At 73.4% G+C, this 24,302-nt stretch carries 18 protein-coding genes and 1 pseudogene; 7 read left to right on the forward strand and 12 right to left on the reverse strand.

The annotated features are described in order from the left end of the window. Positions 1–187 precede the first annotated feature (187 nt). Positions 188–340 (reverse strand): annotated as a pseudogene (locus ACRRSS_RS25350) (hypothetical protein); the annotation flags it as partial. Between the two features lie 28 nt (positions 341–368). Then, positions 369–1,517 carry an acyl-CoA dehydrogenase family protein gene (locus tag ACRRSS_RS25355; protein ID WP_435973419.1) on the reverse strand — a complete coding sequence of 383 codons (1,149 nt, stop codon included), beginning with the start codon at positions 1,515–1,517 and terminating at the stop codon, positions 369–371. A 115-nt stretch (positions 1,518–1,632) separates the two neighbouring features. Between ACRRSS_RS25355 and ACRRSS_RS25360 the strand changes: the two genes are divergently transcribed. From ACRRSS_RS25360 to ACRRSS_RS25370, 3 genes are all read left to right on the forward strand, one after another. Next, positions 1,633–2,238, forward strand: a complete 606-nt coding sequence (locus ACRRSS_RS25360) for a TetR/AcrR family transcriptional regulator (RefSeq protein WP_351910691.1) — start codon at positions 1,633–1,635, stop codon at positions 2,236–2,238. Positions 2,239–2,429: 191 nt separating this feature from the next. Then, positions 2,430–3,779, forward strand: coding sequence for a hypothetical protein (locus tag ACRRSS_RS25365; protein ID WP_435973420.1), 1,350 nt, complete (start codon positions 2,430–2,432; stop codon positions 3,777–3,779). A gap of 162 nt (positions 3,780–3,941) precedes the next feature. Next, on the forward strand, positions 3,942–5,255 hold the full coding sequence (locus ACRRSS_RS25370) for an ROK family protein (protein WP_435973421.1): 1,314 nt from the start codon (positions 3,942–3,944) through the stop codon (positions 5,253–5,255). A 102-nt stretch (positions 5,256–5,357) separates the two neighbouring features. Here the strand turns inward: ACRRSS_RS25370 and ACRRSS_RS25375 are convergent, their stop codons facing one another. The 5 genes from ACRRSS_RS25375 to ACRRSS_RS25395 form a co-directional block, all read right to left on the reverse strand. Next, entirely contained in the window at positions 5,358–6,494 is a 1,137-nt protein-coding gene (locus ACRRSS_RS25375; RefSeq protein WP_435973422.1) for an XdhC family protein, read from the reverse strand. Positions 6,495–6,537: 43 nt separating this feature from the next. Further along, complete coding sequence (locus ACRRSS_RS25380; RefSeq protein ID WP_435973423.1) at positions 6,538–8,004, reverse strand: NCS2 family permease; 1,467 nt, start codon at positions 8,002–8,004, stop codon at positions 6,538–6,540. A 301-nt stretch (positions 8,005–8,305) separates the two neighbouring features. Further along, on the reverse strand, positions 8,306–10,711 hold the full coding sequence (pucD, locus tag ACRRSS_RS25385) for a xanthine dehydrogenase subunit D (RefSeq protein WP_435973424.1): 2,406 nt from the start codon (positions 10,709–10,711) through the stop codon (positions 8,306–8,308). Between the two features lie 2 nt (positions 10,712–10,713). Beyond that, entirely contained in the window at positions 10,714–11,301 is a 588-nt protein-coding gene (locus tag ACRRSS_RS25390; protein ID WP_435973425.1) for a (2Fe-2S)-binding protein, read from the reverse strand. Positions 11,302–11,303: 2 nt separating this feature from the next. Further along, the gene (locus ACRRSS_RS25395) at positions 11,304–12,194 is read right to left on the reverse strand and encodes an FAD binding domain-containing protein (RefSeq protein ID WP_435973426.1); all 891 of its coding nucleotides are present in this window, start codon (positions 12,192–12,194) and stop codon (positions 11,304–11,306) included. A gap of 302 nt (positions 12,195–12,496) precedes the next feature. Between ACRRSS_RS25395 and ACRRSS_RS25400 the strand changes: the two genes are divergently transcribed. Together ACRRSS_RS25400 and ACRRSS_RS25405 are read left to right on the forward strand one after the other, a co-directional pair. Next, positions 12,497–14,194, forward strand: a complete 1,698-nt coding sequence (locus tag ACRRSS_RS25400) for a PucR family transcriptional regulator (protein WP_435973427.1) — start codon at positions 12,497–12,499, stop codon at positions 14,192–14,194. A 275-nt stretch (positions 14,195–14,469) separates the two neighbouring features. Further along, a complete protein-coding gene (locus ACRRSS_RS25405) occupies positions 14,470–15,273 on the forward strand; it encodes a hypothetical protein (RefSeq protein WP_435973428.1) in 804 nt (267 codons plus the stop codon). Positions 15,274–15,319: 46 nt separating this feature from the next. Here ACRRSS_RS25405 and ACRRSS_RS25410 read toward each other — a convergent pair whose 3' ends face one another. Together ACRRSS_RS25410 and ACRRSS_RS25415 are read right to left on the reverse strand one after the other, a co-directional pair. Continuing rightward, the gene (locus ACRRSS_RS25410; RefSeq protein ID WP_435973429.1) at positions 15,320–17,005 is read right to left on the reverse strand and encodes a hypothetical protein; all 1,686 of its coding nucleotides are present in this window, start codon (positions 17,003–17,005) and stop codon (positions 15,320–15,322) included. Positions 17,006–17,069: 64 nt separating this feature from the next. After that, positions 17,070–17,930, reverse strand: coding sequence for a GntR family transcriptional regulator (locus ACRRSS_RS25415; protein ID WP_435973430.1), 861 nt, complete (start codon positions 17,928–17,930; stop codon positions 17,070–17,072). A gap of 194 nt (positions 17,931–18,124) precedes the next feature. On the opposite strand from ACRRSS_RS25415, the gene ACRRSS_RS25420 reads away from it, so the two are divergent. Both ACRRSS_RS25420 and ACRRSS_RS25425 read left to right on the forward strand, forming a co-directional pair. Beyond that, a complete protein-coding gene (locus ACRRSS_RS25420; RefSeq protein WP_435973431.1) occupies positions 18,125–18,991 on the forward strand; it encodes a (2Fe-2S)-binding protein in 867 nt (288 codons plus the stop codon). 204 nt (positions 18,992–19,195) lie between these two features. Then, the gene (locus ACRRSS_RS25425) at positions 19,196–20,320 is read left to right on the forward strand and encodes a DUF2637 domain-containing protein (RefSeq protein WP_435973432.1); all 1,125 of its coding nucleotides are present in this window, start codon (positions 19,196–19,198) and stop codon (positions 20,318–20,320) included. A gap of 54 nt (positions 20,321–20,374) precedes the next feature. Here the strand turns inward: ACRRSS_RS25425 and ACRRSS_RS25430 are convergent, their stop codons facing one another. From ACRRSS_RS25430 to ACRRSS_RS25440, 3 genes are all read right to left on the reverse strand, one after another. Next, positions 20,375–20,779: an ATP-binding protein gene (locus tag ACRRSS_RS25430; RefSeq protein ID WP_435973433.1), complete on the reverse strand. Its 405-nt coding sequence runs from the start codon at positions 20,777–20,779 to the stop codon at positions 20,375–20,377. 71 nt (positions 20,780–20,850) lie between these two features. Beyond that, positions 20,851–22,593: a pyruvate dehydrogenase gene (locus tag ACRRSS_RS25435; protein ID WP_435973434.1), complete on the reverse strand. Its 1,743-nt coding sequence runs from the start codon at positions 22,591–22,593 to the stop codon at positions 20,851–20,853. A 27-nt stretch (positions 22,594–22,620) separates the two neighbouring features. Beyond that, positions 22,621–24,210, reverse strand: a complete 1,590-nt coding sequence (locus tag ACRRSS_RS25440; protein WP_435973435.1) for a protein phosphatase 2C domain-containing protein — start codon at positions 24,208–24,210, stop codon at positions 22,621–22,623. Between the last annotated feature and the right edge of the window lie 92 nt (positions 24,211–24,302).

The raw sequence follows: 24,302 nt of genomic DNA on the forward strand, positions 1-24,302 counted from the left end.
GTGCGGGTGCGACCCTGCCGCCGGGTTGGCCGCCGGATCGGGCGCGTGCCCGCGGAGGACCGCGCGGTCCGCGCGATCTGCGCCGCCCACCATAGAACCGCGGGCCGCGCCCCCGGAAGCGGAACCGGGAGGACCGTCCGGGGCGCGTCGGCACGACCGGGGAGGACCTGCCGGGGGAGCGGTCAGAGGGCCTGGTCGGCGGGTGCTTGCCGTCGAGCGTGATGACCGCGCGCTCCCCGCCCTCGGGGTCCGCGGCCTTCCTCACGTCCAGCGTGAAGTCGATCGCGGAGGCCACGGCCGCGCGGCACTGGACCACGCCGTCCGCCACGGGCTCGTGGAGATCGCGCGCCTCCTCGGAGGCGCGCGTCTCAGGCCTGCGCCAGCCCGCGGCTGATGACGAGTCGCTGGATCTGGTTGGTGCCCTCGAAGATCTGGGTGATCTTGGCCTCGCGCATGTAGCGCTCGACGGGGAAGTCGCGCGTGTAGCCGTAGCCGCCGAAGACCTGGACCGCGTCCGTCGTGACCTTCATGGCGGTGTCCGTGGCGATGAGCTTGGCCGCGCTGGCCTGGCGGCTGAAGGGGCGGCCGAGGTCGCGGCGGCGGGCCGCGTCCAGGTAGGTGGCGCGGGCGGCGTCGACGGCGGCGGCCATGTCGGCGAGGAGGAAGCCGAGGCCCTGGTGGTCGACGATCCGGCGGCCGAAGGTGGTGCGCTCGTTGGCGTACGCGACGGCGGCGTCGAGGGCGGCCTGGGCGAGGCCCGTGGCGCAGGCGGCGATGCCGAGGCGGCCGCTGTCGAGGGCGCTGAAGGCGATCTGCAGGCCCTGGCCCTCGTCCCCGACGAGCCGGTCGGCCTCCAGGAGCGCGCCGTCCCAGTAGGCGGAGGTGGTGGGGACCGCCTGGAGGCCCATCTTCCGCTCGGGGGCGCCGAAGCTCAGGCCCTCGGTGGCGCCGGGGGCGAGGAAGCAGGAGATGCCGTGGCCGCCGGGGGAGGTGCGGGCGAAGAGCGCGTAGAAGTCGGCCCTGCCTCCGTGCGTGATCCACGCCTTGGTGCCGGTGATGCGGTACCCGCTGCCGTCCTCCTGCCGTTCGGCCTTGCAGGTGAGGGCGGCGGCGTCGGAGCCGGCCTGCGGCTCGGAGAGGCTGTAGCCGCCGATGGTCCGGCCCTCCAGCATCGCGGGGAGCCAACGCTCCTTCTGCTCGGGGGTGCCGAAGGTGTGGAGCGGGTGGCAGGCGAGCGTGTGGACGCTGGTGGCGACGGCGACGGCCGCCCAGCGCGCGGCGAGCTCTTCCAGAACCTGGAGGTAGACCTCGTACGGCTGGCCTCCGCCGCCGTACTCCTCCGGGTACGGGAGGCCGAGGAGTCCGGCCTCGCCGAGGGTCGTGAAGAGTCCTTCGGGATAGGTCTCGGCGGCCTCGTACTCGTCCACCTTGGGAGAGAGCTCCTTGTCGGCGATCTCCCGGGTGAGGGCGATGAGGTCCGCCGCTTCGGGGGTGGGAAGCAGGCGGTCGACATCCATGGCGTCTCCAGCGGCGCGCAAAGTGGTACTGGCAGAGGTACTGCAGTACCGCCGAGAGTAGCGCAGAAGGGTGGCGCCGTAACCCCCTGGAACACCGGCCTGGAATACTGGCCGGGTGATCGAGACCTCAGCCGCCGATGCCCCGAAGCTGACGGGCCGCGGAGCGGCGCGCCGCTCCGCCCTCTTCGAGGAGCTCGTCGCCCTCCTCGTCGGCGAGGGGTTCGCCCGGCTGACGCTCGACGACCTCGCCGCGCGGCTGCACTGCTCGAAGCGGACCCTGTACGGCCTGGCGGGCAGCAAGGAGCAGCTCGTCAGGGCGGCGGTCGTGCACTTCTTCCGGCGCGCCACGGCCCGGGTCGAAGCGGTCCTCGCCGCGGCGACCGGGCCCGCCGAGCGGCTCGCCGCCTATCTGCGGGCGGTCTCGGCCGAGCTGGCGCCGGTCTCGCCGCAGTTCTTCGACGACGTGGCCGCGTTCGAGCCGGCGGCCGAGGTGTACGAGCGGAACACGCGCGCGGCGGCCGGCCGGGTCCAGCAGCTCATCGAGGAGGGCGTGCGGGCGGGCGTCTTCCGCGAGGTGCACGTGACCTTCGCGGCCGACGTGATCTCCTCGGTGATGGTCCGCATCCAGCGCCGCCAGGTGGCCGCGGCGACCGGCCTGGCCGACGCCGAGGCCTACGAGCAGCTGGCCGAACTCCTCCTCAGCGGCCTCCGCAGGGCCTGAGGCCCGCTTCTCCCGGGGGTGGCCGGCCTCCGACCGGTGCGACGGCCCGCGCGCCCGTCGGCGGCGGAACGCGCACACGCCGGCCCGGTACAACCTTCCGTGTCGTCCCGGTGTCCAAGGGGTGACGAGGAAGGAAGCGACACGCTTCCGACCGTGATGGGTACCCCCGGTCCGGGGGCGAGGAGGTTCTCGTGGCTCGTGCGCGTACGGCCGTGGTGGCAGCGGCGCTGATCGCGGCCGTGGTGGCACCGCCGGCGCTCGGGGGGCCGGCCGCCTTCGCCGCCGCCTCCCCCGTGGCGACGGCGGCGGAGACCGGGCCGGTCGTCCAGGAGGGCGGTCGGCTGACCGTTCCCGCGGGCGAGGAGGGGGCGGTGACGCTGCGGTTCACGGCCACGCTCGCCCCGGGGGTACGGGGGCCGGTGTCCGCGGTCCTCCGCCTGCCCACGATGCTGGTCGAGATCGCGGGTGGCCCGCCGGTGAGCGAGGACGTGATCCGGTCCACCTGCGCGGTCGGCGGCGTCGCGTACGGGGCGTGCCTCTGGGACATGCCCTACGCGTACGACGACCGGCCGGTGGACCCGCCCTCGCTCGCCCTGCCGACGGTGACGGTGGTGGAGACGGCGGGACCGAAGGCCCTCGCCTACACCGTCACCCTGGACGCCGACCGGACCGCGATCGTCCTGGGCACCCCGGACGCCCGGGTCGAACTGAAGGACGGCACGGGGGCGTCGGTGGCCGAGGGCACGGTCCGCCTCGACTTCGTGCGCGGTACGCCCCCGCCGGACGGGCGCGGCGCCGTGCACGCCCGGGACAGGAGCGGCGTGCTGTGGAGGTACGAGGGCACCGGCGACGTCCGCAGGCCGTTCGCGACGCGCAAGCGGGTCGGCGGCGGCTGGAACGTCTACACCGCAGTCACCCCGCTCCGGAGCCCCGACGCGGCCGGACACGGCAGCCTGGTGGCCCGTGACCGGAGCGGAGTGCTCTGGCTCTACGAGGGCACGGGCAACCCCGACGCGCCGTTCGCGCCGCGCGAGCGCGTCGGCGGCGGCTGGAACGTCTACACCAGCGCCACCGGCTACGGCCGCTCCGGTCTGGTCGCCCGCGACAGGGACGGCGTCCTGTGGGCGTACGACAGCAACCACGGCTCCGGCGGCCCGTTCGAGCCGCGTCAGCGGGTGGGCGGCGGCTGGAACACCTACAACGCCCTGACCCCGTCCGGCTACAACGACGGGGTGCTGGCCCGCGACAGGAGCGGTGTCCTGTGGAAGTACGACCACCCGGGCCACGCGCCGTCCGCGCCCTTCGTGCCGAGGCAGCGCGTCGGCGGCGGCTGGAACGTCTACACGGCCCTCGCCGGCACCGGCGAGCTCGGTCGTGACGACACGCCGGACGTCGTCGCCCGCGACACCGCCGGCAGACTCTGGCTCTACCAGGGCGTGCGCCGGCCGGTGTCCGGCTCGGGCTGGGAGTACAGCCTCGTCCCCGGCCCCACCCGCACTCTCGTCGGCGGCGGCTGGAACGCCTACGACCTGATCTTCTGACGCCACGGGCCGCACGGACGGCCCCCGGGCGGCTCGGCCCGCGTTCAGGTCCTGAACGCGGACCGGGCTTAATTCAGGATGTGACTTAAAGCTCAAGAGAAGAGGTTCCGCAGGTCCCCGCAGAGGTATGTTGCATGCAGGACTACTTCGCCAGGGGGCCCAGTGACCATGCGGAACGGCCGCACCGTGCGTGACCTACGACGTGAGAACCGCACCGCCGTCCTCCAGCGCCTCTACTTCGACGGGCCGATGAGCCGCTTCTCGCTCGGACCCGCGACCGGCCTCAGCTCCGGCTCGGTCAGCAACGTCGTCGCGGAGCTCGTGGCGGAGGGGCTGGTCGAGGAGGCGGGCAGCGTCGACTCGGCCGGCGGCCGCCCCCGCACCCTGCTCCGGGTCACCCCGGACAGCGGCTGCATGATCGGCGTCGACGTCGGCGAGACCCGGGTCAGGATCGAGCTGTTCGACCTCACCCTCGCCGAACTCGCGCGTACCGAACGCCCGTTGGCGGTCGACAGCCACAGCCCCCACGACCGGTACGAGGTCGGGGTCGTCGTCGAACACGTCCGGGAGGGCATCGCGGAGGTGCTGCGGGCCTCGGGCGTCGCCGCCGAGCGGCTGCTCGGGGTCGGCGTCGGCGTGCCCGGCATCGTGGCCCGTACCGCCGAGGACGGCGCCGTCGTCCACGGCCAGACCACTGGCTGGGACGCCGTCCCCCTGGAGCGGCTGCTCCGGGACAGCGTGGACCTGCCGGCCTCGGTGCCGTACTGGATCGACAACGGGGCCAAGACCCTCGGCCAGGCCGAGATGTGGTTCGGCGCGGGCCGGGGCGCCCGCAGCGCGGTGGTCGTCCTCTTCGGCTCCGGCGTCGGCGCCTGCGTGGTCACGGACCCGATGGGGCCGGGCCGGGCGATCGAGTGGGGCCACCTGAAGGTGCGGGTCCGGGGCCGTCGCTGCCGCTGCGGCGCCCAGGGCTGCCTGGAGGCGTACGCCGGCGCGGAGGCCCTCCTGGAACGGTGGCGGGAGGCGGGAGGAAAGCCGCCCACCGGCGCGGACGAGGAGACCGCCCTGACCGCGATGCTGGCGGCGGCCTATCCGCCGGACCCGGGGGCGGAACCCGACGCGACCGCGCTCGCCGTCCTGGCCGAGACCGCCGAGTACCTGGGCGCCGGCTTCGCCGACCTCATCAACCTCTTCCAGCCCGAGCGCATCCTCGTCGGTGGCTGGGCCGGACTCCAGCTCGGCACCCGCTTCCTGGAGACCGTGACCGGCCACGCGAAGGAGTACGCCCTGAGGTACCCGGCGGCCCGGGTGGCCATCTCCCTGGGCACCCTGGGCCCCGACGCGGTGACGGTCGGGGCGGCGATCCTGCCGCTCGCCGACTTCTTCGCCCGGGGCGGCCGACGCGCCGAGGCGGAGGCGGAGGAGGAGCAGCCGGCCTGGGCGTCGACCGTACGGGACCGGGGCGCGCCGCGCTGAGACGCGGAGAGGCCGTCCGTACGGGACCGGGGCGCGCCGTACGGAAGGACGCGGGGAAGGGCGGGGAAGCACGAAGAGGCTTCCCGGCCCCACCCGTCTCCGTCAGGCGACGGAACCTATGCGTCCGATCGGCTCGCGCGGGCCGTCGTGGTGGATCGGGGTGTGGGCGCCGGTCAGGGAGCGGCCGGTGCCGCCCCGGCGGTGGGCGACGATCTCGGCGCCGATCGACAGGGCGGTCTCCTCGGGGGTGCGGGCGCCGAGGTCGAGGCCGATCGGGGAGCGCAGGCGGGTGAGTTCGAGGTCGGTGACGCCGACCTCACGGAGGCGCTTCTCGCGGTCCTCGTGGGTGCGGCGGGAGCCCATCGCGCCGACGTAGGCGACGGGAAGCCTCAGGGCGGCCTGGAGGAGGGGCACGTCGAACTTGGCGTCGTGGGTGAGGACGCACAGGACGGTGCGGCCGTCGACCTCCGTGGACCGCAGGTAGCGGTGGGGCCACTCGACGACGACCTCGTCGGCGTCGGGGAAGCGGGCCGGCGTCGCGAAGACGGGCCGCGCGTCGCAGACGGTGACGTGGTAGCCGAGGAACTTGCCGACCTTGACGAGGGCGGCGGCGAAGTCGATGGCGCCGAAGACGATCATGCGGGGGGCGGGGACGGAGGACTCGACCAGGAGGGTCAGCGGCTGTCCGCAGCGGCTGCCGTCCTCGCCGATCTCCACGGTGCCGGTGCGGCCCGCGTCGAGCATCGCGCGGGCCTCGCCCGCCGCGGTGCGGTCCAGCTCGGGGTGGCCGCCGAGCTTCCCTTCGTACGAGCCGTCGGGGCGGACCAGGACGGCCCGGCCCATGAGGTCCTCGGGGCCGGAGACGATCCGGGCCAGGGCCGCCGCCTCGCCCGAGACGGCGGCGGCCAACGCGGCGGGGAAGACCCCGCCGCCGACCGGGGTGACGAGGATGTCGATGATGCCGCCGCAGGTCAGACCGACCGCGAAGGCGTCCTCGTCGCTGTAGCCGAAGCGCTCGACGACGGTCTTCCCGTCGTCGAGGGCCTGGACGCACAGGTCGTAGACCGCGCCCTCCACACAGCCGCCGGAGACCGAGCCGATCGCCGTGCCGTCGCTGTCGACGGCGAGGGCGGCGCCGGGCTGCCGGGGCGCGCTGCCGCCGACCGCCACGACCGTGGCGACGGCGAACTCGCGTCCCTGCTCGACCCACCGGTGCAGCTCTTCGGCGATGTCCAGCATCTCGAACTCCTCGATGTGTGTGGGGAGGGCGGCGGTACGGGCGTCAGCTGACGCCCAGCCAGCTCTCGATCGGATGGATCGCGAAGAACACGATGAAGATCGCGGTCAGGCCCCACATGAAGGCGCCCACTTCGCGTGCCTTGCCCTGCGCCGTCTTGATGACGGTGTAGGAGATGACACCGGCCGCGACACCCGTGGTGATGGTGTACGTGAACGGCATCAGGACCACGGTGAGGAACACCGGGATCGCGACGGAGCGGTCGCTCCAGTCGACGTGCTTGGCGTTCTGCATCATCATCGCGCCGATGACGACCAGGGCCGCGGAGGCGACCTCGGCGGGCACGATCGCGGTGATCGGGGTGAAGAAGAGGCAGGCCGCGAAGAACGCGCCGGTGACGACGGAGGAGAGACCCGTGCGGGCTCCCTCGCCGACGCCGGTCGCCGACTCGACGAAGACGGTCTGGCCGGAGCCGCCGACGCCGCCGCCGATGACACCGCCGGCGCCGTCGATGAAGAGCGCCTTGGAGAGGCCGGGCATCCGGCCCTGGGAGTCCGCGAGCTTGGCCTCGGAGCCGACGCCGATGATGGTGGCCATGGCGTCGAAGAAGCCGGCGAGCACCAGGGTGAAGATGATCATCGTGATCGTGATGTAGCCGACGTCGCCCCAGTCGCTGAAGGAGACCTCGCCGATGAGCGAGAAGTCCGGCGCGGAGACGGCGCTGCCGTTGAGCTCCGGCGGGCCGGAGAACCAGGCCTTGGCCGGCAGGTCGCCGACGGCGTTCACGAGGGCGGCGATGACCGTGCCCGCGACGATGCCGATGAGGATGGCGCCGGGCACGTTGCGGGCCTGGAGCGCGAAGATCAGCAGCAGGGTGAAGGCGAAGATCAGGACCGGCCAGCCGGCCAGCTCGCCGGCCGGGCCGAGCACGACCGGGCCGCCGCCGGGAGACGGGTTCTCGTGGACGAAGCCCGCCTTGACGAAGCCGATGAGAGCGATGAACAGGCCGATGCCGATGGTGATCGCGTGCTTGATCGCCAGCGGTATCGCGTTCATGATCATCTCGCGGAGACCGGTGACCACCAGGAGACAGATCACCGCACCGTAGGCCACACACATGGCCATCGCCTGCGGCCAGGTCATGACGGCGATGACCTGCGAGGAGAGCACACCGGAGACGCTGAGACCGGCCGCGAGGGCGAGGGGGACCTTGCCCCAGAAGCCCATCAGGAGGGTCGTGGCGGCGGCGGCGAGCGCGGTCGCGGTGATCAGGGCGGGCTGGCTGAGGACGTTGCCGTCCACATCCTTGCCGCCGAGGATCAGGGGGTTGAGCAGGAGAATGTACGCCATCGCCATGAAGGTGGTGACGCCGCCGCGTACCTCCGTCGCGACGGTGGATCCTCTCTCCGAGATGTGAAAGTACCGGTCGAGCCAAGAGCGGCCGGCGGGGACGTTCGAGCCGGAGCCCGCGTCTTCCGAGGCGGTCTTGGGCTCCACAGACGACTGGGTCATGGGGCCTACTCCCAAGGTTCAAAGGGGCACCCGCGTCAGACTTCGAAAGGGCTCTGATCTGGTGAAGCTGCGGGATTTGGGATGCTGCGTGGGCTGCACGACCCGGGGGACGGCCCGAGGCGAACGGAGTGAATCGGTACGGCGAGGCACTGCCAGGGACTGCTGGGTACTGCTTGGTACTGCGGGGTGTTGCCGGTGCTGCTGGTACTGCATGGTGCTGCTGGTACTGCTGGGGGGACTCCGGGCGGTGCGGGCGGGGAAGTGTGACGTTCCTTGGGAGGCACGGACCGCCCGGAGAGTCCTACAGGGTGCCGGTGAGCGCCTCCGGGCGGACCGGCGTCTTGTTGAGCTCCAGGCCCGTCGCGTTCCGGATCGCCGCGAGGACGGCCGGGGTGGACGACAGGGTCGGGGCCTCGCCGAGTCCCCGCAGGCCGTACGGCGCCTTGGGGTCGGCCAGTTCGAGTACGTCGACCGGGATGGTCGGCGTGTCGAGGATCGTCGGGATCAGGTAGTCCGTGAAGGAGGGGTTGCGCACCTTGGCGGTCTTCGGGTCCACGATGATCTCTTCCATCACCGCGACGCCCAGGCCCTGGGTGGTGCCACCCTGGATCTGGCCGACGACGGAGAGCATGTTGAGCGCCTTGCCGACGTCCTGGGCGGTCGCGAGCTCGATGACCTTCACCAGGCCGAGCTCGGTGTCCACCTCCACCACCGCGCGGTGCGCGGCGAAGGTGTACTGGACGTGGCCGTCGCCCTGGCCGGTGACCAGGTCGAAGGGGACGGTCGGGTGGTGCCGGAACTCGAGTTCGAGGTCGATCGGCGCCTCCCCCTCCAGGATGTCGGCGAGGGTCGCGAGGACCTCGCCGCCGTCCGTGACGACCTTGCCGGCCTCCAGGAGGAGCTCGGCGGTCGCCCAGGCGGGGTGGTAGGAGCCGTTCTTGCGGCGGCCGATCTCCAGGACCTTCTCGCGGACGGCCTCGCAGGTGTTCTTCACCGCGCCACCGGTCATGTACGTCTGCCGGGAGGCGGACGTCGAACCGGCGGAGCCGACCTGGGTGTCGGCCGGGTGGATGGTCACCTGTGTGACGCCCAGCTCCGTGCGGGCGATCTGGGCGTGCACGGTGACACCGCCCTGACCGACCTCCGCCATGGCCGTGTGGACCATCGCGACGGGCTCTCCGTTGATGACCTGGAGCACCACGCGGGCGGTGGAGTAGTCGTCGAAGCCCTCGGAGAAGCCGACGTTCTTGATGCCGACGGCGTAGCCGACGCCGCGGACGACTCCCTCGCCGTGGGTGGTGTTGGAGAGACCACCGGGCAGCGCGCGGACGTCCGCCTGCTCACCGGCGGCGAGCCACTGCTGCTCCGGCGGCATCGGACGGGCCTTGACCCGGCGCAGGAGCTCGGCGACCGGGGCCGGGGAGTCCACGACCTGGCCGGTCGGCATGATCGTGCCCTGCTCCATGGCGTTGATCTGGCGGAACTCCACCGGGTCCATGCCCAGCTTCTTCGCGACCTTGTCCATCTGGGCCTCGTAGGCGAAGCAGGCCTGGACCGCGCCGAAGCCGCGCATCGCTCCGCAGGGCGGGTTGTTGGTGTAGAGGGCGACCGCCTCGATCTCGACGTCGTCGATCACGTACGGGCCGGCGCCGAGCGAGGACGCGTTGCCGACGACGGCCGGGGAGGCCGAGGCGTAGGCGCCGCCGTCGAGCACGATCCGCGCCTTCATGTGCGTGAGCTTGCCGTCCTTGGTGGCGCCGTGCTCGTACCAGAGCTTCGCCGGGTGGCGGTGCACGTGGCCGAAGAAGGACTCGAAGCGGTTGTAGACGATCTTGACCGGCTTGCCCGTGCGGAGCGCGAGGAGGCAGGCGTGGATCTGCATCGAGATGTCCTCGCGGCCGCCGAAGGCACCGCCGACGCCGGAGAGCGTCATACGGACCTTCTCCTCGGGCAGGCCGAGGACGGGGGCGATCTGCTTGAGGTCCGAGTGCAGCCACTGGGTGGCGACGTACAGGTCGACGCCGCCGTCCTCGGAGGGCACGGCGAGGCCGGACTCCGGGCCGAGGAAGGCCTGGTCCTGCATGCCGAAGACGTACTCGCCCTCGACGATGACGTCGGCCCTCTTGCGGGCCTCCGCCACGTCGCCGCGGATGATCGGCTGACGGTGCACGATGTTCGGGTGCGGGACGTGACCGATGTGGTGGTCGTCGCGGCCCTCGTGGATCAGCGGCGCGTCGGGGGCGAGCGCGGAGGCCTCGTCCGTGACGAGCGGCAGCTCCCGGTACTCGATCTTGATCTTGGCGGCCGCGCGGCGGGCGGTCTCCGGGTGGTCGGCGGCGACCAGGGCCACCGGCTCGCCGTGGTGCCGGACCTTGCCGTGGGCCAGCACCGGGGTGTCCTGGATCTCCAGGCCGTAGTGCTTCATCTCGGCCGGCAGGTCGTCGTACGTCAGGACGGCGTAGACGCCGGACAGCGCGAGCGCCTCGGAGATGTCGATGGAGACGATCTCGGCGTGCGCGACGGTGGACCGGAGCGTCTGGCCCCAGAGCATGTCCTCGTGCCACATGTCCGAGGAGTACGCGAACTCGCCGGTGACCTTGAGGGTGCCGTCCGGGCGGAGCGTGGACTCGCCGATGCCGCCCTTGGTGTGGTTCTGGGTGACGTTCGTCGGCGTACCGGCCGGAACGGTGCGGGTGTTCTGAGCCATGGTCAGACCGCCTCTCCCTGACGGGCGGCCGCGAGGCGGACCGCGTCGAGGATCTTCTCGTAGCCCGTGCAGCGGCAGAGGTTGCCGGAGAGGGCCTCACGGATGTCCTGGTCGGACGGGTCGCTCTGCCGCTCCAGGAGCTCGTCGGCGGCGATCAGCAGACCCGGGGTGCAGAAGCCGCACTGGACGGCGCCGGCGTCGATGAACGCCTGCTGGATCGGGGAGAGTTCGACACCCTCGCCGGTCTGCGAGTCCTGACCGGGCCTGGCCTCCCACCTCTTGGCGGAGTCGAGCGAGGTGCCGCAGGCGCCGGTGGCGCAACCACCGTGCGCCTCGCGCTCCTTGGCGAAGTCGGCGAGACCTTCGACGGTGACGACCTCGCGGCCCTCGACCTGACCGGCGGCGACCAGACAGGCACAGACCGGCACTCCGTCGAGGCGGACCGTGCAGGAACCGCACTCGCCCTGCTCGCAGGCGTTCTTGGAGCCGGGCAGACCCATCCGCTCACGCAGGACGTAGAGGAGGGACTCGCCCTCCCAGACGTCGTCGGCTTCCTGCGGACGGCCGTTGACCGTGAAATTGACGCGCATGGTTATGCAGCTCCCTCAAGCGGGCGGCCGGTGCCGCGGTACTGCTCCCAGGTCCAGCCGAGCTGGCGGCGGGCCATGATGCCGACGGCGTGGCGGCGGTACTTGGCGGTGCCTCGGACGTCGTCGATCGGGTTGGCGGCGCCCGAGCAGAGGTCGGCGAACCGCTTCGCGATCGACGGGGTGATGATCTTGCCGTTGTCCCAGAAGCCGCCCTCCTCCAGAGCGGCGTTCAGGAAGGTCTCGGCCTCCTTGGCCCGGATGGGCGTCGGCGCGGCGGAGCCGATGCCGGTGCGCACCGTCCGGGTCTCCGGGTGCAGTGCCAGGCCGAAGGCGCAGACGGCGATGACCATCGCGTTGCGGGTGCCGACCTTGGAGTACTGCTGGGGCCCGTCCGCCTTCTTGATGTGGACGGTCTTGATGAGCTCGTCGGGCTGGAGCGCGTTGCGCTTCACGCCCGTGTAGAACTCGTCGATGGGGATGAACCGGCTGCCGCGCACCGACTCGACCTCGACCTCGGCGCCCGCGGCGAGCAGGGCGGGGTGGGCGTCGCCGGCGGGCGAGGCGGTACCGAGGTTGCCCCCGACGCCGCCGCGGTTACGGATCTGCGGGGAGGCGACCGTGTGCGAGGCGAGCGCCAGGCCCGGCAGCTCGGCCCGCAGGTTCTCCATGATCTGGGTGTACGGAACGGCGGCGCCGAGGCGGACCTTCTCCTCGCCGACCTCCCACTCGCGCAGCAGCTCGATGCGGTTCAGGTCCAGGAGGTACTCGGGCCGCCGGTGGTCGAAATTGATCTCGACCATGACGTCCGTGCCACCCGAAAGGGGCACGGCCGTGGGGTGCTCTGCCTTGGCGGCGAGCGCCTCCTCCCAGCTGGCGGGGCGAAGGAAGTCCATGGTGGCTCTCTTCTAGTGATTCTGGTGATCGGGGGTCGTGCGCAGGGTTCCGGGGGGACGGCCGGCCCTCGTTCATGTTCATGTGCTGTTCACGCGGTGTGTGGCCTAGTACACAAGCCCAGCATCGCCCGGTGCAGTCACCGAAAACATGAAGGAGTTGGCTGGGTCCCGTCGTCGTCTTGTAGATTCGAACGAAAGGCGGGGAACAGAAACCTCGCCGTTTTCCCCTGGAAACGGTGGCACCACTCCACCGTCGACAACGGGACACTCCCATCCACTGACGAAGGAACGGCGGCGACACGATGCGGCTGCGCGCACTGCTGGAGAACGACGCGCTCGGGCTGCGCCTGCTCGGCGGCGAGGACGAGCTGGACCGCACCGTCCGCGGCGTGATGACGACGGACCTCACGGATCCCAGCCGGTACCTGTCCGGGGGCGAACTGGTGCTCACCGGTCTCGCCTGGCTGCGGGAGGCCGCCGACGCCGAGCCCTTCGTCCGGATCCTGGCCTCGGCCGGGGTCGCCGCCCTCGCGGCGGGCGAGGCGGAGCTGGGCGACATTCCGGATGATCTCGTAGCGGCGTGTTCACGCCATCGGCTGCCGCTCTTCGCGGTCAACGAGTCCGTTGCGTTCGCGACGATCACCGAGCACGTTGTTCGACAGGTCTCGGGCGAGCGGGCCGGCGACCTGGCCGCCGTGGTCGACCGGCACCGGCGGCTCATGACCTCCGGTCCGGCCGGCGGCGGGCCCGAGGTGGTCCTCGACCTGCTCGGCTCCGACCTGGACCTGCGCGCCTGGGTCCTCTCCCCCACCGGCCGCCAGATCGCGGGCGCGGGCGAGCCCCTCCCGACGTCCCTGGCCGCCACCCTCGCCGGTGAGCACCTGGCCGCGACCCGGACCGGGCGGCGCGGCCCGCACCGGCTGAGCACGGGCGGGACGGCGTACTCGCTCTTCCCGATCCGCAACACCGGCCGGGGTGCCGCACCCGCCTCCCGGGACGTGCGCGAGACGGTCCTCTCGGACTGGCTGCTCGCCGTCGAGGCGGACGCCGGGGAGTGGCCGGCCGCCCGGCTCGACCTGCTCCAGGGCGTCACCCAGCTGATCGCCGTCGAGCGCGACCGGCGCGACGCGGCCCGTACGGTGCGCCGCCGGCTCGCCCAGGAGGTCCTGGAGCTGGTGCAGACGGGCGCGGCGCCGGCCGAGATCGCGGCCAGGCTGCGGGTGGCCGCCCCGGTGCTGCTGCCAGGGCTGGGCACGGCCCCGCACTGGCAGGTGGTCGTGGCGCGGGTGGACTGGGAGCAGGAGGCCGGTCAGAGCCCCGCCGCGGACGGCGGGCCGGTCGCGCAGGCGCTCCTGGAGGAGATCCTCGTCGACCCGGCGACCGTGGGCGCGGAGTCCGCCGACCGGATCGCCGTGGCGCACAGCGGTGACGAGGCGATCGCCCTGGTCCCGCTGGCCGCCGGTCCGCTGCCGGACAGCGAGGACGAGGGCCCGGCCCCCGCGCTCGGCCTGCACGCGGACGTGCTGCTCGCGGCCGTACGGACCCCGCTCTCCGCCGGTCTCGCCGACGACGGACGGCTCACCCTCGGCGTGAGCGCGGCCGTGCACTCCGCGGAGGGCCTGCGCGGGGCCCTGGAGGAGGCCCGGCACGCCCGCCGGGTCGCCGCCGCCCGTCCGGGCCGGGTCTGCGCCGCGGGCCACCACGAGCTGGCCTCGCACGTGCTGCTGCTGCCGTTCGTCCCGGACGACGTGCGGCGCGCGTTCACGGCGCGGCTGCTCGACCCGCTGCGCGACTACGACCGGCGGCACCGTGCGGAGCTCATCCCGACCCTGGAGGCCTTCCTGGACTGCGACGGCTCCTGGACCCGCTGCGCGACCCGCCTCCACCTGCACGTGAACACGCTGCGCTACCGGGTGGGCCGGATCGAGCAGCTCACGGGCCGCGATCTGTCCCGTCTGGAGGACAAGCTCGACTTCTTCCTCGCCCTGCGGATGAGCTGAGGCGTCCCGTTCGGGATTCACCCCTTCGGGCGAGTCCGATGGAGTGACGTCCGGGCCGGTGACGGCCCGGACGCCGGAGGGCCGGAGGCCTCGCCGGTCCCTGATCACCGGCCCGAAGGCGATCTGACGACATGTCCGTCGCGGCCCCGGCGCCGGTGCCCCGGGCCGGCGGACTCTTGTGAAAACTTTCACCTGACCCCTTGGCCATGTACTCCCCTTCGTGCTGAGATGCGGGTCTCACTCAACAGCTCAATGGCGCGCTCGGGGAGGGCAATGTGGCGGATACCGCCATGTCTGGTTCCGAATCAGGGGGCGGAGAAGATCCGTCCCTCGCCTACGGCAAGGAGACTCCCGTGGAGACCGCCATATGGCGGCTCCGCTCCCGAGGCTGCTGGACGGACGCGGCGGCGCTGCTCGCACCGCACGCGAACCGACCGGCCGCCGCACTCGAACGGGCCGCGCTGCTGATCGAGCGCTGCCTCTACACCGAACAGGGCTGGGCCGAGGCCGAGGAGGCGCTCCGGGCGGCCGAAGCGGTGGCCGGCACCGACGAGGAACGCGGGGCGGCGGCGTGTGAACGCGGGTACCTGGCCTACGCGTCGACGCTTCTCGGGGTGCGTGACCGGGCCGACGAGGCGCGGATGGCCCTGGGACGGGCGGCCGCGCTGATCGCCCCCTCCGCCGAGGGCCGGCCACTGCTCGACCTGCGGCGGGGGCTCATCGCGCAGAACCTCGGTGACTCGCCCCAGTCGGCCCGCGCCGCGTACCGCAGGGCGCACGCCGGGGCCACCGCGCAGGGGGACTCGCTGCTGCTCTCCTCCACCTGGCGGCACCTCGCCGGACTCGCCCTGCGGGAAGGGGAGTTGGCGGAGGCCCGGCACGGTTTCGCGGAGTCGCTCCGCATCCGTGAGGAGCTGGGCTACCTGGTCGGTACGGCTCCGGCCCTCACCGCGCTCGCCACCACCGAGACGGAGCCGGAGGCGGGCCGGCTGCGCGCCGAGGCCCGCCGCCTCTTCCGTCTTCTGGGCGGGGTGCCGACCTGGCTCGCGAGCCAGCTGACACCCCAGACGGCTACCTGAACTTCCTTACGGTGAGAGGTCGGTGACGATCCCTCAGGGGATGCCTTCAGGGAGCCAGGTACCGCGGTACGAGACAGACCAGGCTCTCGTCCGTGCCGATGAGCAGGGATCCGGCGCCGGTGACGGCCACCGCGCGGACCGGGGGGCCCGGACGGAAGGCGAGCGTCCGGCCGCCCTCCGGTCGGTGGAGTTCGACGAGACCGTCGGCCCAGGCGGCGGCGACCAGGGGACCGTGCGGGGTCTCGGTCGCGTGCAGGGAGACCACCGGCGAGGGACGTTCGGCGAGGGGCTCGGGACGCGGGTCCCGGCCCGGGGTCCAGAGCCGGACCGTCCCGTCGGCACCGCCGGAGCAGACGAACGGGGTCTCGGAGTCGACCGCCGAGACCGCCGTCACCCGGCCGCTGTGCGAGGCCGCCTGGTGCAGCCCCCGCAGACCGAAGGCGTGCACGGAGCCGAGCCGGTCCCCCACCACCACCGAGCCCGCGATCGCGGCGAGGGCCGTGCCCGGATGGCGGGCCAGCGTCGCCGACACGGCCTCCGTGAGGCGCTCCAGGTACGGGGCGCGGGGCGCCGCCCCCCGTACCGCGTGCAGTCTCCCCCGGTCGTCCAGGAGGAGCACCGTGCCGTCGGGCGCGGGCGCGAGCGCGGTGACCCGGCCGGGGACGGCGTGGGCCAGGCGGCCCGCCGGACTCGCGTCGGCCTCGTGCAGCAGCCGTACGGCGCCGGTCCGGTCGCCGACGAGGAGGGTCCCCTCCAGGGGGCCGCCCGCCGTGCCGAGGACGGTGACCGGGCCCGGCCAGGGCGGGGTGAGGTCGCCGCGGTGGCGGGCCCAGCGGAGCCGCCAGGGGGAGCCCTCCGCGAGCGCGGCGAGGGCGGGGCGCAGTCGGGGGTCGGCTCCGTCGCCGAGCGCGGAGAGCAGCACCAACGCCCGGTGTGACGGGGCCTGTTCGCGGCAGAGCGACTGTCCGGCCCGCATCCAGGCGGCTCGCAGCCCGCCGTGGTCCTCGGCGGCGTTCTCACCGGGGCGGGCGGGCGGCTCGGGTCCGTCGAGGGTGCCCGGGAGGCCGGCGGCGGCGGAACCGGTGACGTACGCCGTCGTGACGAGCAGCGGGTCGGCCGTGCAGACGGCCACCGGGTCGGAGAGGTCGGGCGTCGGCCGTTCCCCTTCCGGGGCGGCGAGGTCGACGGGGCCGGGGTCGGCGTCGCCGTCGAGGTCCACGACGGCGACCCGGCGGTCGGTGCGCAGGGCGGCGGGGGCCGGGGTGCCGCTGCGGGCCTCGACCACGAGGCGGACCCGTCCCACCCCCGCGAGTTCGGCGATGAGGTCGGTGAGCGCGGCGGGTTCGGCGGCGGCGTGCAGATCGGTGAGGAGGAGGACGGCACGGCCGGCGGGCCGGGCGTCACTCGTGGCGAGGGCGTGGACGAGGTCGCCCGGCGACCTGGCCACGACGCCGAGACGGTCGGCGATCGTCCAGGTCGCGCCGAGCACGCTCTGTCCGGCCAGCGGGACGAGCACCCGGGGAGTGCGGCGGCGCGGCCGGCCGGCGCGTGGTCCGTGCCGGGCGAGCCAGCCGAGCAGGGCCGTCTTGCCGCTGCCGGGGGCGCCGGTGACGAGGCAGAGCCGGGGCGCCTCGGGATCGGTCAGCCAGCCGAGCAGGGCCGTGGCCTCGGCTTCCGTACCGGTGGCGGGTCGGCGTCCGTCCCATGCCGGGGACGGGGTCGCGGACGGCATGGGACACCTCACGGGCGACGCGGTGCGGGCGGCTGACGTCCACGACCTTAGTCGTCCGGGGCGCTCAGCACTCCGATCCGGTGAAGTGCTCCCGTACCAGGGTCTGTACGACGGTCAGGTCCTGGGCGATCAGGGCGTCCAGGAGGGCCGTGTGTTCGGCCGCGTCGGCGACGAGGACACCGTGCCGGACGGCGGGAGCGCTGATCAGGGGCCACTGGGAGCGGCGGTGGAGGTCGTCGGCGACGGCGAGCAGCTGCTGGTTCCCCGCGAGGGAGAGGACGGCCCGGTGGAAGGCCCGGTCGGCCTCGGCGTAGTGGGCGCGGTCGCCCCGGGCGGCGGCGGTGGAGGTGGCCTCGGCGAGGGGGCGGAGCTCGGCCCAGCGGGCGGCCGGGACCGTGCGGGCGAGCCGCAGCATGACGGGGACCTCGATGAGCGCGCGGACCTCGGCGAGCTCGGCGAGCTCGCGGGGGGTGCGCTCGGTGACGCGGAATCCGCGGTTCGGCACGACCTCGACGGCGCCCTCGACGGCGAGGCGCTGCATGGCCTCGCGGACGGGGGTGGCCGAGACGCCGAAGCGCTCGCCGAGGGCGGGGGCGGAGTACACCTCGCCGGGGACGAGTTCACCGCCGACGAGGGCGGTGCGGAGGGCGTCGAGGATCTGGCCGCGGACGGAGTGCCGCACGACCCGGGGTCCGGCGGCGGCCGCGGGGCCGGCCGGTTGGCCGTGGGTGTGCTCGCCCCGGACGCCCTCGGCCCGCCGGGCGGGGGGGCGCGGGGTGCGAGGGGCTCGCCCGGAGTCGCGGACGGTTTCGGCGGCGCACGGAGGTCGGCCCTCGGCACGGGCCTGCTCCGGTACCCGCGTGGCGTCGCCGAAGGGCGGGGACGGCCTCTCCGTCGCCCGCTCGCGCGCTGCGCCCTGCTCCACCCGGGTCCTCCTGCGGCCTCGTGCCGGGCCCGGCTCGCGTCGCCCGGGTCCTCTGTGCACCATAGGCGAACGGACCGGCGTCAGGGGTGCGAGGGCTGCCCCCGGCGGCGCGGCCCCGCCGGCCGGTGGTGAGAGGCGATCTGATTCGGGTAAGGTAAGGCTAACCTGCTAACGATCGCGATTCGGTGGTCCCCATGACCGTCCCCGCCCTGTTGCCCGCCCCCTCGACCTCTCCTGTCGCGGCGTCCTACGCGCGCCTCGCCGAGGTCTTCCCCCATCTGCGGATAGAGGAACTCGCCCCGGGCGAGCGGCTGCCGCGCGGCGCGGGCTGGGTCGGCGCGGAGGACCTCGCGGCCGGCGGAGCCGACCTCGACGCCTTCCTCGCCTGGGACAACGCGCAGGTCCTGCGCGACTACGGCACGCAGGCCCGCCCCGACGTCGTCGCGAGCTTCGGACTGCACCGGTACGCCTGGCCCGCCTGCCTCCTCGTCACCGTCCCGTGGTTCCTGCACCGCAGGGTGCCCCGTCTGCCCGCCCGGAACGTCTCCTTCCAGCGCGCGCTCGGGCAGCTGACCGTCCGGGTGGAGGAGTTCGCCTGCCTGCCGGACGACCCCGCGGCCACCCTCCCCGGCGCCCGGGTCGTCGCCGACGAAGACGCCCTGCGGGCCGAAATGCGCGCCTCGCTCGCCGAGCACTTCGAGGCGATCCTCGACGGCTTCGGCTCCCGGATGCGGCGCGGCCGCCGCGCCCTGTGGGGCATGGCCACGGACGAGATCGTCGAGGGCCTCTGGTACGTCGGCACCCTGTTCGGCGAGGAGCGGCGGGCGATGGCCGAGCTCGACCTCCTCATGCCGGGCACCGCGAAGCCGTACAAGCCGTACGCGGGCGCCGCCGGCTTCCGCGAGCTGCCGGGCACCGAGGGCCCGGACGGCGCCCCGCGCGCCACGCGCGACCGGGCGGCCTGCTGCTTCTTCTACACGCTGCGGCCCGAGGACACCTGCATCACCTGTCCGCGCACCTGCGACGCCGAGCGCGTCCGTCGGCTCACCGAGACCGTCTGAGGCTCCCGGGTGATTACGCCACCCTCTCGGGTGGCTTAAATCGAACTCGATTCCCTTTCCCTGCATGGGTGTTCGACCAGATCGCACCTATTCGTATGCCGCGGGACCCCGTTGGCGTGCTCTTGCCCGGAAACCCCTTGAGCGCCGCGCGGGGTCGGCAAGTATGGGCCGCCAAACGCCCTACTGCGATGCAAGGGACACCGCATGAGACTGACCGACATATCGCTGGACTGGCTGCTTCCGGGCGGCGTGATGGTGGCCGGAGTCCTGACGGCGGTGGCGGTGCTCGCGCGCGGGAAGCGCGCCGGTGACCAGGCCGCGGCCGAGGACTCCTGGGAACGCAACGAGGAGCGCCGCAGACGCAAGGAGGCCGTCTACGGCACCGCTTCCTACGTCCTCCTCTTCTGCTGCGCCGCGGTCGCCGCGGCGCTCTCCTTCCACGGACTCGTCGGTTTCGGCCGGCAGAACCTCAACCTCGCCGGGGGCTGGGAGTACCTCGTCCCGTTCGGCCTCGACGGCGCCGCCATGTTCTGCTCGGTGCTCGCGGTCCGCGAGGCCAGCCACGGCGACGCGGCCCTCGGCTCGCGCCTGCTCGTCTGGCTGTTCGCGGGCGCGGCGGCCTGGTTCAACTGGGTGCACGCACCGCGCGGTCTCGGTCACGACGGCGCTCCGCAGTTCTTCGCGGGCATGTCCCTGTCCGCCGCGGTCCTCTTCGACCGGGCCCTCAAGCAGACACGCCGGGCCGCGCTGCGCGAGCAGGGCCTGGTGCCCCGTCCGCTGCCGCAGATCCGGATCGTCCGGTGGCTGCGGGCTCCGCGGGAGACCTTCGCCGCGTGGTCGCTGATGCTCCTGGAGGGCGTACGGACCCTGGACGAGGCCGTCGACGAGGTGCGGGAGGACCGGCGGGAGAAGGAGCAGAACCGCATCCGCAGGCGGGACCAGGTGAAGCTCGACCGGGCGCGGCTCAAGGCGATCAACCGCCAGCACCGGGCCTTCGGGCTCGGCAGGGGCGGTGGCCGTCAGGTCGAGATGGCCGCGCTCAACGCCCCGGCCGGTTCCGGTACGGGCCCGGGTCCCGGGTCCGGCGCGGGTTCCGGCTCCGGTTCCGCACCGGCGTCCGTCCAGGCCGCCGTCGCGGAACCCGCCATAGCGGACCCGGGACAACTGCCGCTTCGACCAAGGCCCTCCCTGCAAGCCGTCAGGGGACGTGACGCCCAGCCGGGCGAATCCCGGACGGTGGACCTCACCGCGGAGGACGACACCCAGACCCTGCCCCGCCTCGACTCCCTGGAGCGCAAGCTCAAGGATCTGGAGCAGCAGTTCGGCTGACCGCGCCGTCCACCACGGCACACCGTCCATCGCGCAGTTCGGCGGGGCCGCCTCTCAGGCGGCCCCGCCGTTCAGTTCGAACCACACCACCTTGCCCACCTCCTGGTCCTCGACCCCCCAGGAGTCGGCCAGGGCCTCGATGAGGACGAGCCCCCTGCCGTGCGTACCGTCGTCGGCGGGCGGTACGTGCGGTGGCGCGAGTCCCGGGACGAAGTCGCGGACCTCGACCCTCAGCTGTTCGGGCACGACCGTCGCGGTCACGACGGCCCCGTGCTCGGTGTGGATCAGGGCGTTGGTCACCAGTTCGCTGGTGAGCAGCTCCGCCACGTCGGAGGCGCCCGGTCCGCCCCACTTCCGCAGCAGTTCACGCAGGGCATGTCGCACCTCCGGCACCGCGGTGAGATCCGCGCATCCCACCTTTCTGAGAAGTTGAGTCGGCTGTCGTGCCTCCCCGGCCATAAACCCCCACCCACAGATCGCGTCGAACAGGCTCACGGGGATGCATGCCCCGCCAAATCGTCCGCATTCCCTCAGAGTCGGGGCACGTTGCGCAGGTTGGAGCGCGCCATCTGGAGCATGCGGCCCACTCCCCCGTCGAGGACGATCTTGCTGGCGGAGAGGGCGAAGCCGGTCACCATGTCGGCGCTGATCTTCGGCGGGATGGAGAGCGCGTTGGGGTCGGTGACGACGTCCACCAGGGCCGGGCCGTCGTGCTTGAATGCGTCCTTGAGGGCGCCGCTGAGCTGTTTGGGCTTCTCGACCCGGACGCCGTAGGCACCGGCGGCGCGCGCGATGGCCGCGAAGTCGGGGTTCTTGTTCGTCGTTCCGTACGAGGGGAGCCCGGCGACCAGCATCTCCAGCTCGACCATGCCGAGCGAGGAGTTGTTGAAGACGATCACCTTCACGGGCAGGTCGTACTGCACGAGGGTGAGGAAGTCGCCCATCAGCATGGAGAACCCGCCGTCGCCGGAGAGCGACACGACCTGACGTCTGCGGTCGGTGAACTGCGCGCCGATGGCCTGCGGCAGCGCGTTCGCCATCGAGCCGTGGCTGAACGAACCGATGATCCTGCGCCGCCCGTTGGGGGTGAGGTAGCGGGCCGCCCAGACGTTGCACATGCCGGTGTCCACCGTGAACACGGCGTCGTCGTCGGCGAGGTCGTCGATCACGGAGGCCACGTACTCGGGGTGGATCGGGACGTGCTTCTCGACCTTGCGGGTGTACGCCTTGACGACGCCTTCGAGCGCGTCGGCGTGCTTCTTGAGCATCTTGTCGAGAAAGCGGCGGTCGGTCTTGGCGCGGACGCGCGGGAGCGCGCAGCGCAGGGTCTCCCGGACGTCTCCCCAGACGGCGAGGTCGAGCCGGGAGCGGCGGCCGAGGCGTTCGGGCCGCACGTCCACCTGCACGATCTTCACGTCGTCGGGCAGGAAGGCGTTGTACGGGAAGTCGGTGCCGAGCAGGATCAGCAGATCGCACTCGTGGGTGGCCTCGTAGGCGGCGCCGTACCCGAGGAGCCCGCTCATGCCGACGTCGTACGGGTTGTCGTACTGGATCCACTCCTTGCCGCGCAGGGCGTGGCCGACCGGTGACTTGATCCGCTCGGCGAACTGCATCACCTCGGCGTGCGCCCCGGCCGTGCCGCTGCCGCAGAAGAGCGTCACCCTGTCGGCCTCGTCGATCATCCGAACGAGGGCGTCGATCTCGGCGTCCCCCGGGCGGACGGTCGGCCGGGTGGTGACGAGCGCGGTCTCCACGGCCTTCTCCGGCGCCGGCTGGGAGGCGATGTCGCCGGGCAGCGAGACCACGCTGACGCCGCCCCGGCCGACGGCGTGCTGGATCGCCGTGTGGAGCAGCCGGGGCATCTGCCGCGGGTTGGAGATGAGTTCGCTGTAGTGGCTGCACTCGCGGAACAGCTGGTCGGGGTGGGTCTCCTGGAAGTAGCCCAGGCCGATCTCGCTCGACGGGATCTGCGAGGCGAGGGCCAGGACCGGGGCCATCGAGCGGTGGGCGTCGTACAGCCCGTTGATGAGGTGCAGGTTGCCCGGCCCGCAGGAGCCCGCGCAGGCGGCGAGGCCGCCGGTGATCTGGGCCTCGGCGCCGGCGGCGAAGGCCGCGACCTCCTCGTGCCGCACCTGGATCCAGTCGATGTCACGGGTACGGCGGATGGCGTCGACGACCGGGTTCAGGCTGTCACCGACGACGCCGTACAGGCGCCGCACGCCCGCGCGGACGAGGATGTCGACGAACTGTTCCGCCACGTTCTGTTTGGCCATGGCTCCATCAACACATGGCCCGGCGGGTTACGCCTCCCAGACGCCCACCCCCGTACGGTCGTCGGCGTAGCCGGTCACCCTCAGCTGGGTGTCGGCGAGGAAGGCGGCCAGGCCGGGCGCCTCGGTCTCGCCCCAGCGGGCGGCGAGCTCGCGGGCGAGGCCGGGTTCGCCGCGCATCGGCTCGGCGAGGCCGGGCGAGGCGAGGAGCAGGGTGTCACCGGGGCGGGCGACGGAGGCGCGGAAGCGGAACGGCTCGGCGGGCGGGGGCACGGGCTCTTCGACGAGCGGCCCGGGAGCGGTCGTGATGCCGAGGTCCATGGTGAGCCGGTCGCCCTCCTCGGTCTCGGCGGCGACGTCCCGCGGGGGTGGCGAGCCGAAGCCCACGACGGGGGCGCCGGTGACGGCGGCGGGCTCGGGCAGGAGCGGCTCGATGTCCTGCCAGGCGCCGTCGCGGAGCCGGAAGAGACCGCCGCCGCCGATGCCGAAGAAGACCCGGGTGCGGCACGCGGGGTCGGCGGGGAGCAGCAGGCAGCGGAGGGTCGCGGTGTACTCGTCGGGGGCGAGGCCCCGTTCGGCGGCGCGGGCGCGGAGCTTGCCGTACGTGCGGTCGGTGAGCCGGTGCAGTCCCGACTTGAGGTCGCCGCGGCGGCCGGACCTGATGTCGTCGGAGAGCCGGGCGTGGCTGCGGCAGACGGCCTCGGCGATCCACTCGCAGGCGTCGGCGGCGGCGAGGTGGGCGTCCTCGGCGGCGCGGGAGCCCGTGGCGACGGCGACGAGGACGAGGGCGGCCTCGTCGTGGCCGAAGCGGGCGGTGAGCAGGGCGTCGCGGCGGGGCTCGCCCCGGTAGCGCGCGGAGTCCCCGCGTACGGAGGCGGCCCGCAGGGTGCAGGTGCCGTAGCGGGCGCCGTCGAGCACGGTGTCGGCGACCAGTTCGCCGAGCTCCCCTGGCCGGGCGACGGGAAGCGCGGTCGGCTCGGCCTCGTAGGTGGGCGGCCGGCTCCCGACGAAGCCGGTACGGGGCCGGGGCACGGGGACCTCGACGGTGAGGTCGCGCCCCGCCTCGGACCGCCCCACGGCCCGGGGCTCTCCCGGCTCGGGCTCCGGGGGCGCCGGCACCTGGAGGGTGGGCGCCTCGACGGGCGGGGCGGCCGGCGGCGGCGGGGGCGGCGCGGGAAAGGTCTGCGGCCCTTCGGGGGGCGCCTCCCAGGGCGCCGGACCGGAGACGAGCGGCGCGGAGCCGGGCGGGGGCCCCGACACGGGGGCCGGGCCGCCCGGCAGGGGCGGCCCGGCGGGCGGCGGTCCGGCGGGCGGCGGTCCGGCGGGCGCGGGCGGCGGTCCGAGAGGCCTGGGAGGCGGTCCGGGCGGGCCGGGCGGGCCGGTGGCCGGAACCGGTGATCCGGGAGTCGCGGCGGTCGGGGCCGGTGGCGGTGAGGGCGGCGGTACGCGGCCCGGCGGGGGCGCCGGGGCGGGTTCGGCCGCCGGGGCCCGCGGGGTCGTCGTGGCTCGGGGTGCCGTCGCGAAGTGGTCGTCGAGGGTGTCACCCGAGGCCGTCGGGGCCGTGTCCGGCGCCGACGCGTCGTAGAGCTTGTCCCACCAGTTGTCCCCCTGCTGAGTCATGCCCTTATTGTCCACCGCTCACGGCGCCCGAAAACGGGACATCACGAAAACCGTTGCTGCGAATGGGTGGTCCGCCGGGCGGCCCCACCCCC

Origin of the sequence: Streptomyces sp. Qhu_M48 (assembly GCF_051305195.1) — a bacterium.
GTDB lineage: Bacteria > Actinomycetota > Actinomycetes > Streptomycetales > Streptomycetaceae > Streptomyces.

Coding starts and splice junctions, on each gene's coding strand:
- ACRRSS_RS25355 (WP_435973419.1), bottom strand. CDS start 1,517: ATGGATGTCGACCGCCTGCTTCCCACCCCCGAAGCGGCGGACCTCATC.
- ACRRSS_RS25375 (WP_435973422.1), bottom strand. CDS start 6,494: ATGCTGGACATCGCCGAAGAGCTGCACCGGTGGGTCGAGCAGGGACGC.
- ACRRSS_RS25380 (WP_435973423.1), bottom strand. CDS start 8,004: ATGACCCAGTCGTCTGTGGAGCCCAAGACCGCCTCGGAAGACGCGGGC.
- pucD (WP_435973424.1), bottom strand. CDS start 10,711: ATGGCTCAGAACACCCGCACCGTTCCGGCCGGTACGCCGACGAACGTC.
- ACRRSS_RS25390 (WP_435973425.1), bottom strand. CDS start 11,301: ATGCGCGTCAATTTCACGGTCAACGGCCGTCCGCAGGAAGCCGACGAC.
- ACRRSS_RS25395 (WP_435973426.1), bottom strand. CDS start 12,194: ATGGACTTCCTTCGCCCCGCCAGCTGGGAGGAGGCGCTCGCCGCCAAG.
- ACRRSS_RS25400 (WP_435973427.1), top strand. CDS start 12,497: ATGCGGCTGCGCGCACTGCTGGAGAACGACGCGCTCGGGCTGCGCCTG.
- ACRRSS_RS25410 (WP_435973429.1), bottom strand. CDS start 17,005: ATGCCGTCCGCGACCCCGTCCCCGGCATGGGACGGACGCCGACCCGCC.
- ACRRSS_RS25420 (WP_435973431.1), top strand. CDS start 18,125: ATGACCGTCCCCGCCCTGTTGCCCGCCCCCTCGACCTCTCCTGTCGCG.
- ACRRSS_RS25425 (WP_435973432.1), top strand. CDS start 19,196: ATGAGACTGACCGACATATCGCTGGACTGGCTGCTTCCGGGCGGCGTG.
- ACRRSS_RS25430 (WP_435973433.1), bottom strand. CDS start 20,779: ATGGCCGGGGAGGCACGACAGCCGACTCAACTTCTCAGAAAGGTGGGA.
- ACRRSS_RS25435 (WP_435973434.1), bottom strand. CDS start 22,593: ATGGCCAAACAGAACGTGGCGGAACAGTTCGTCGACATCCTCGTCCGC.
- ACRRSS_RS25440 (WP_435973435.1), bottom strand. CDS start 24,210: ATGACTCAGCAGGGGGACAACTGGTGGGACAAGCTCTACGACGCGTCG.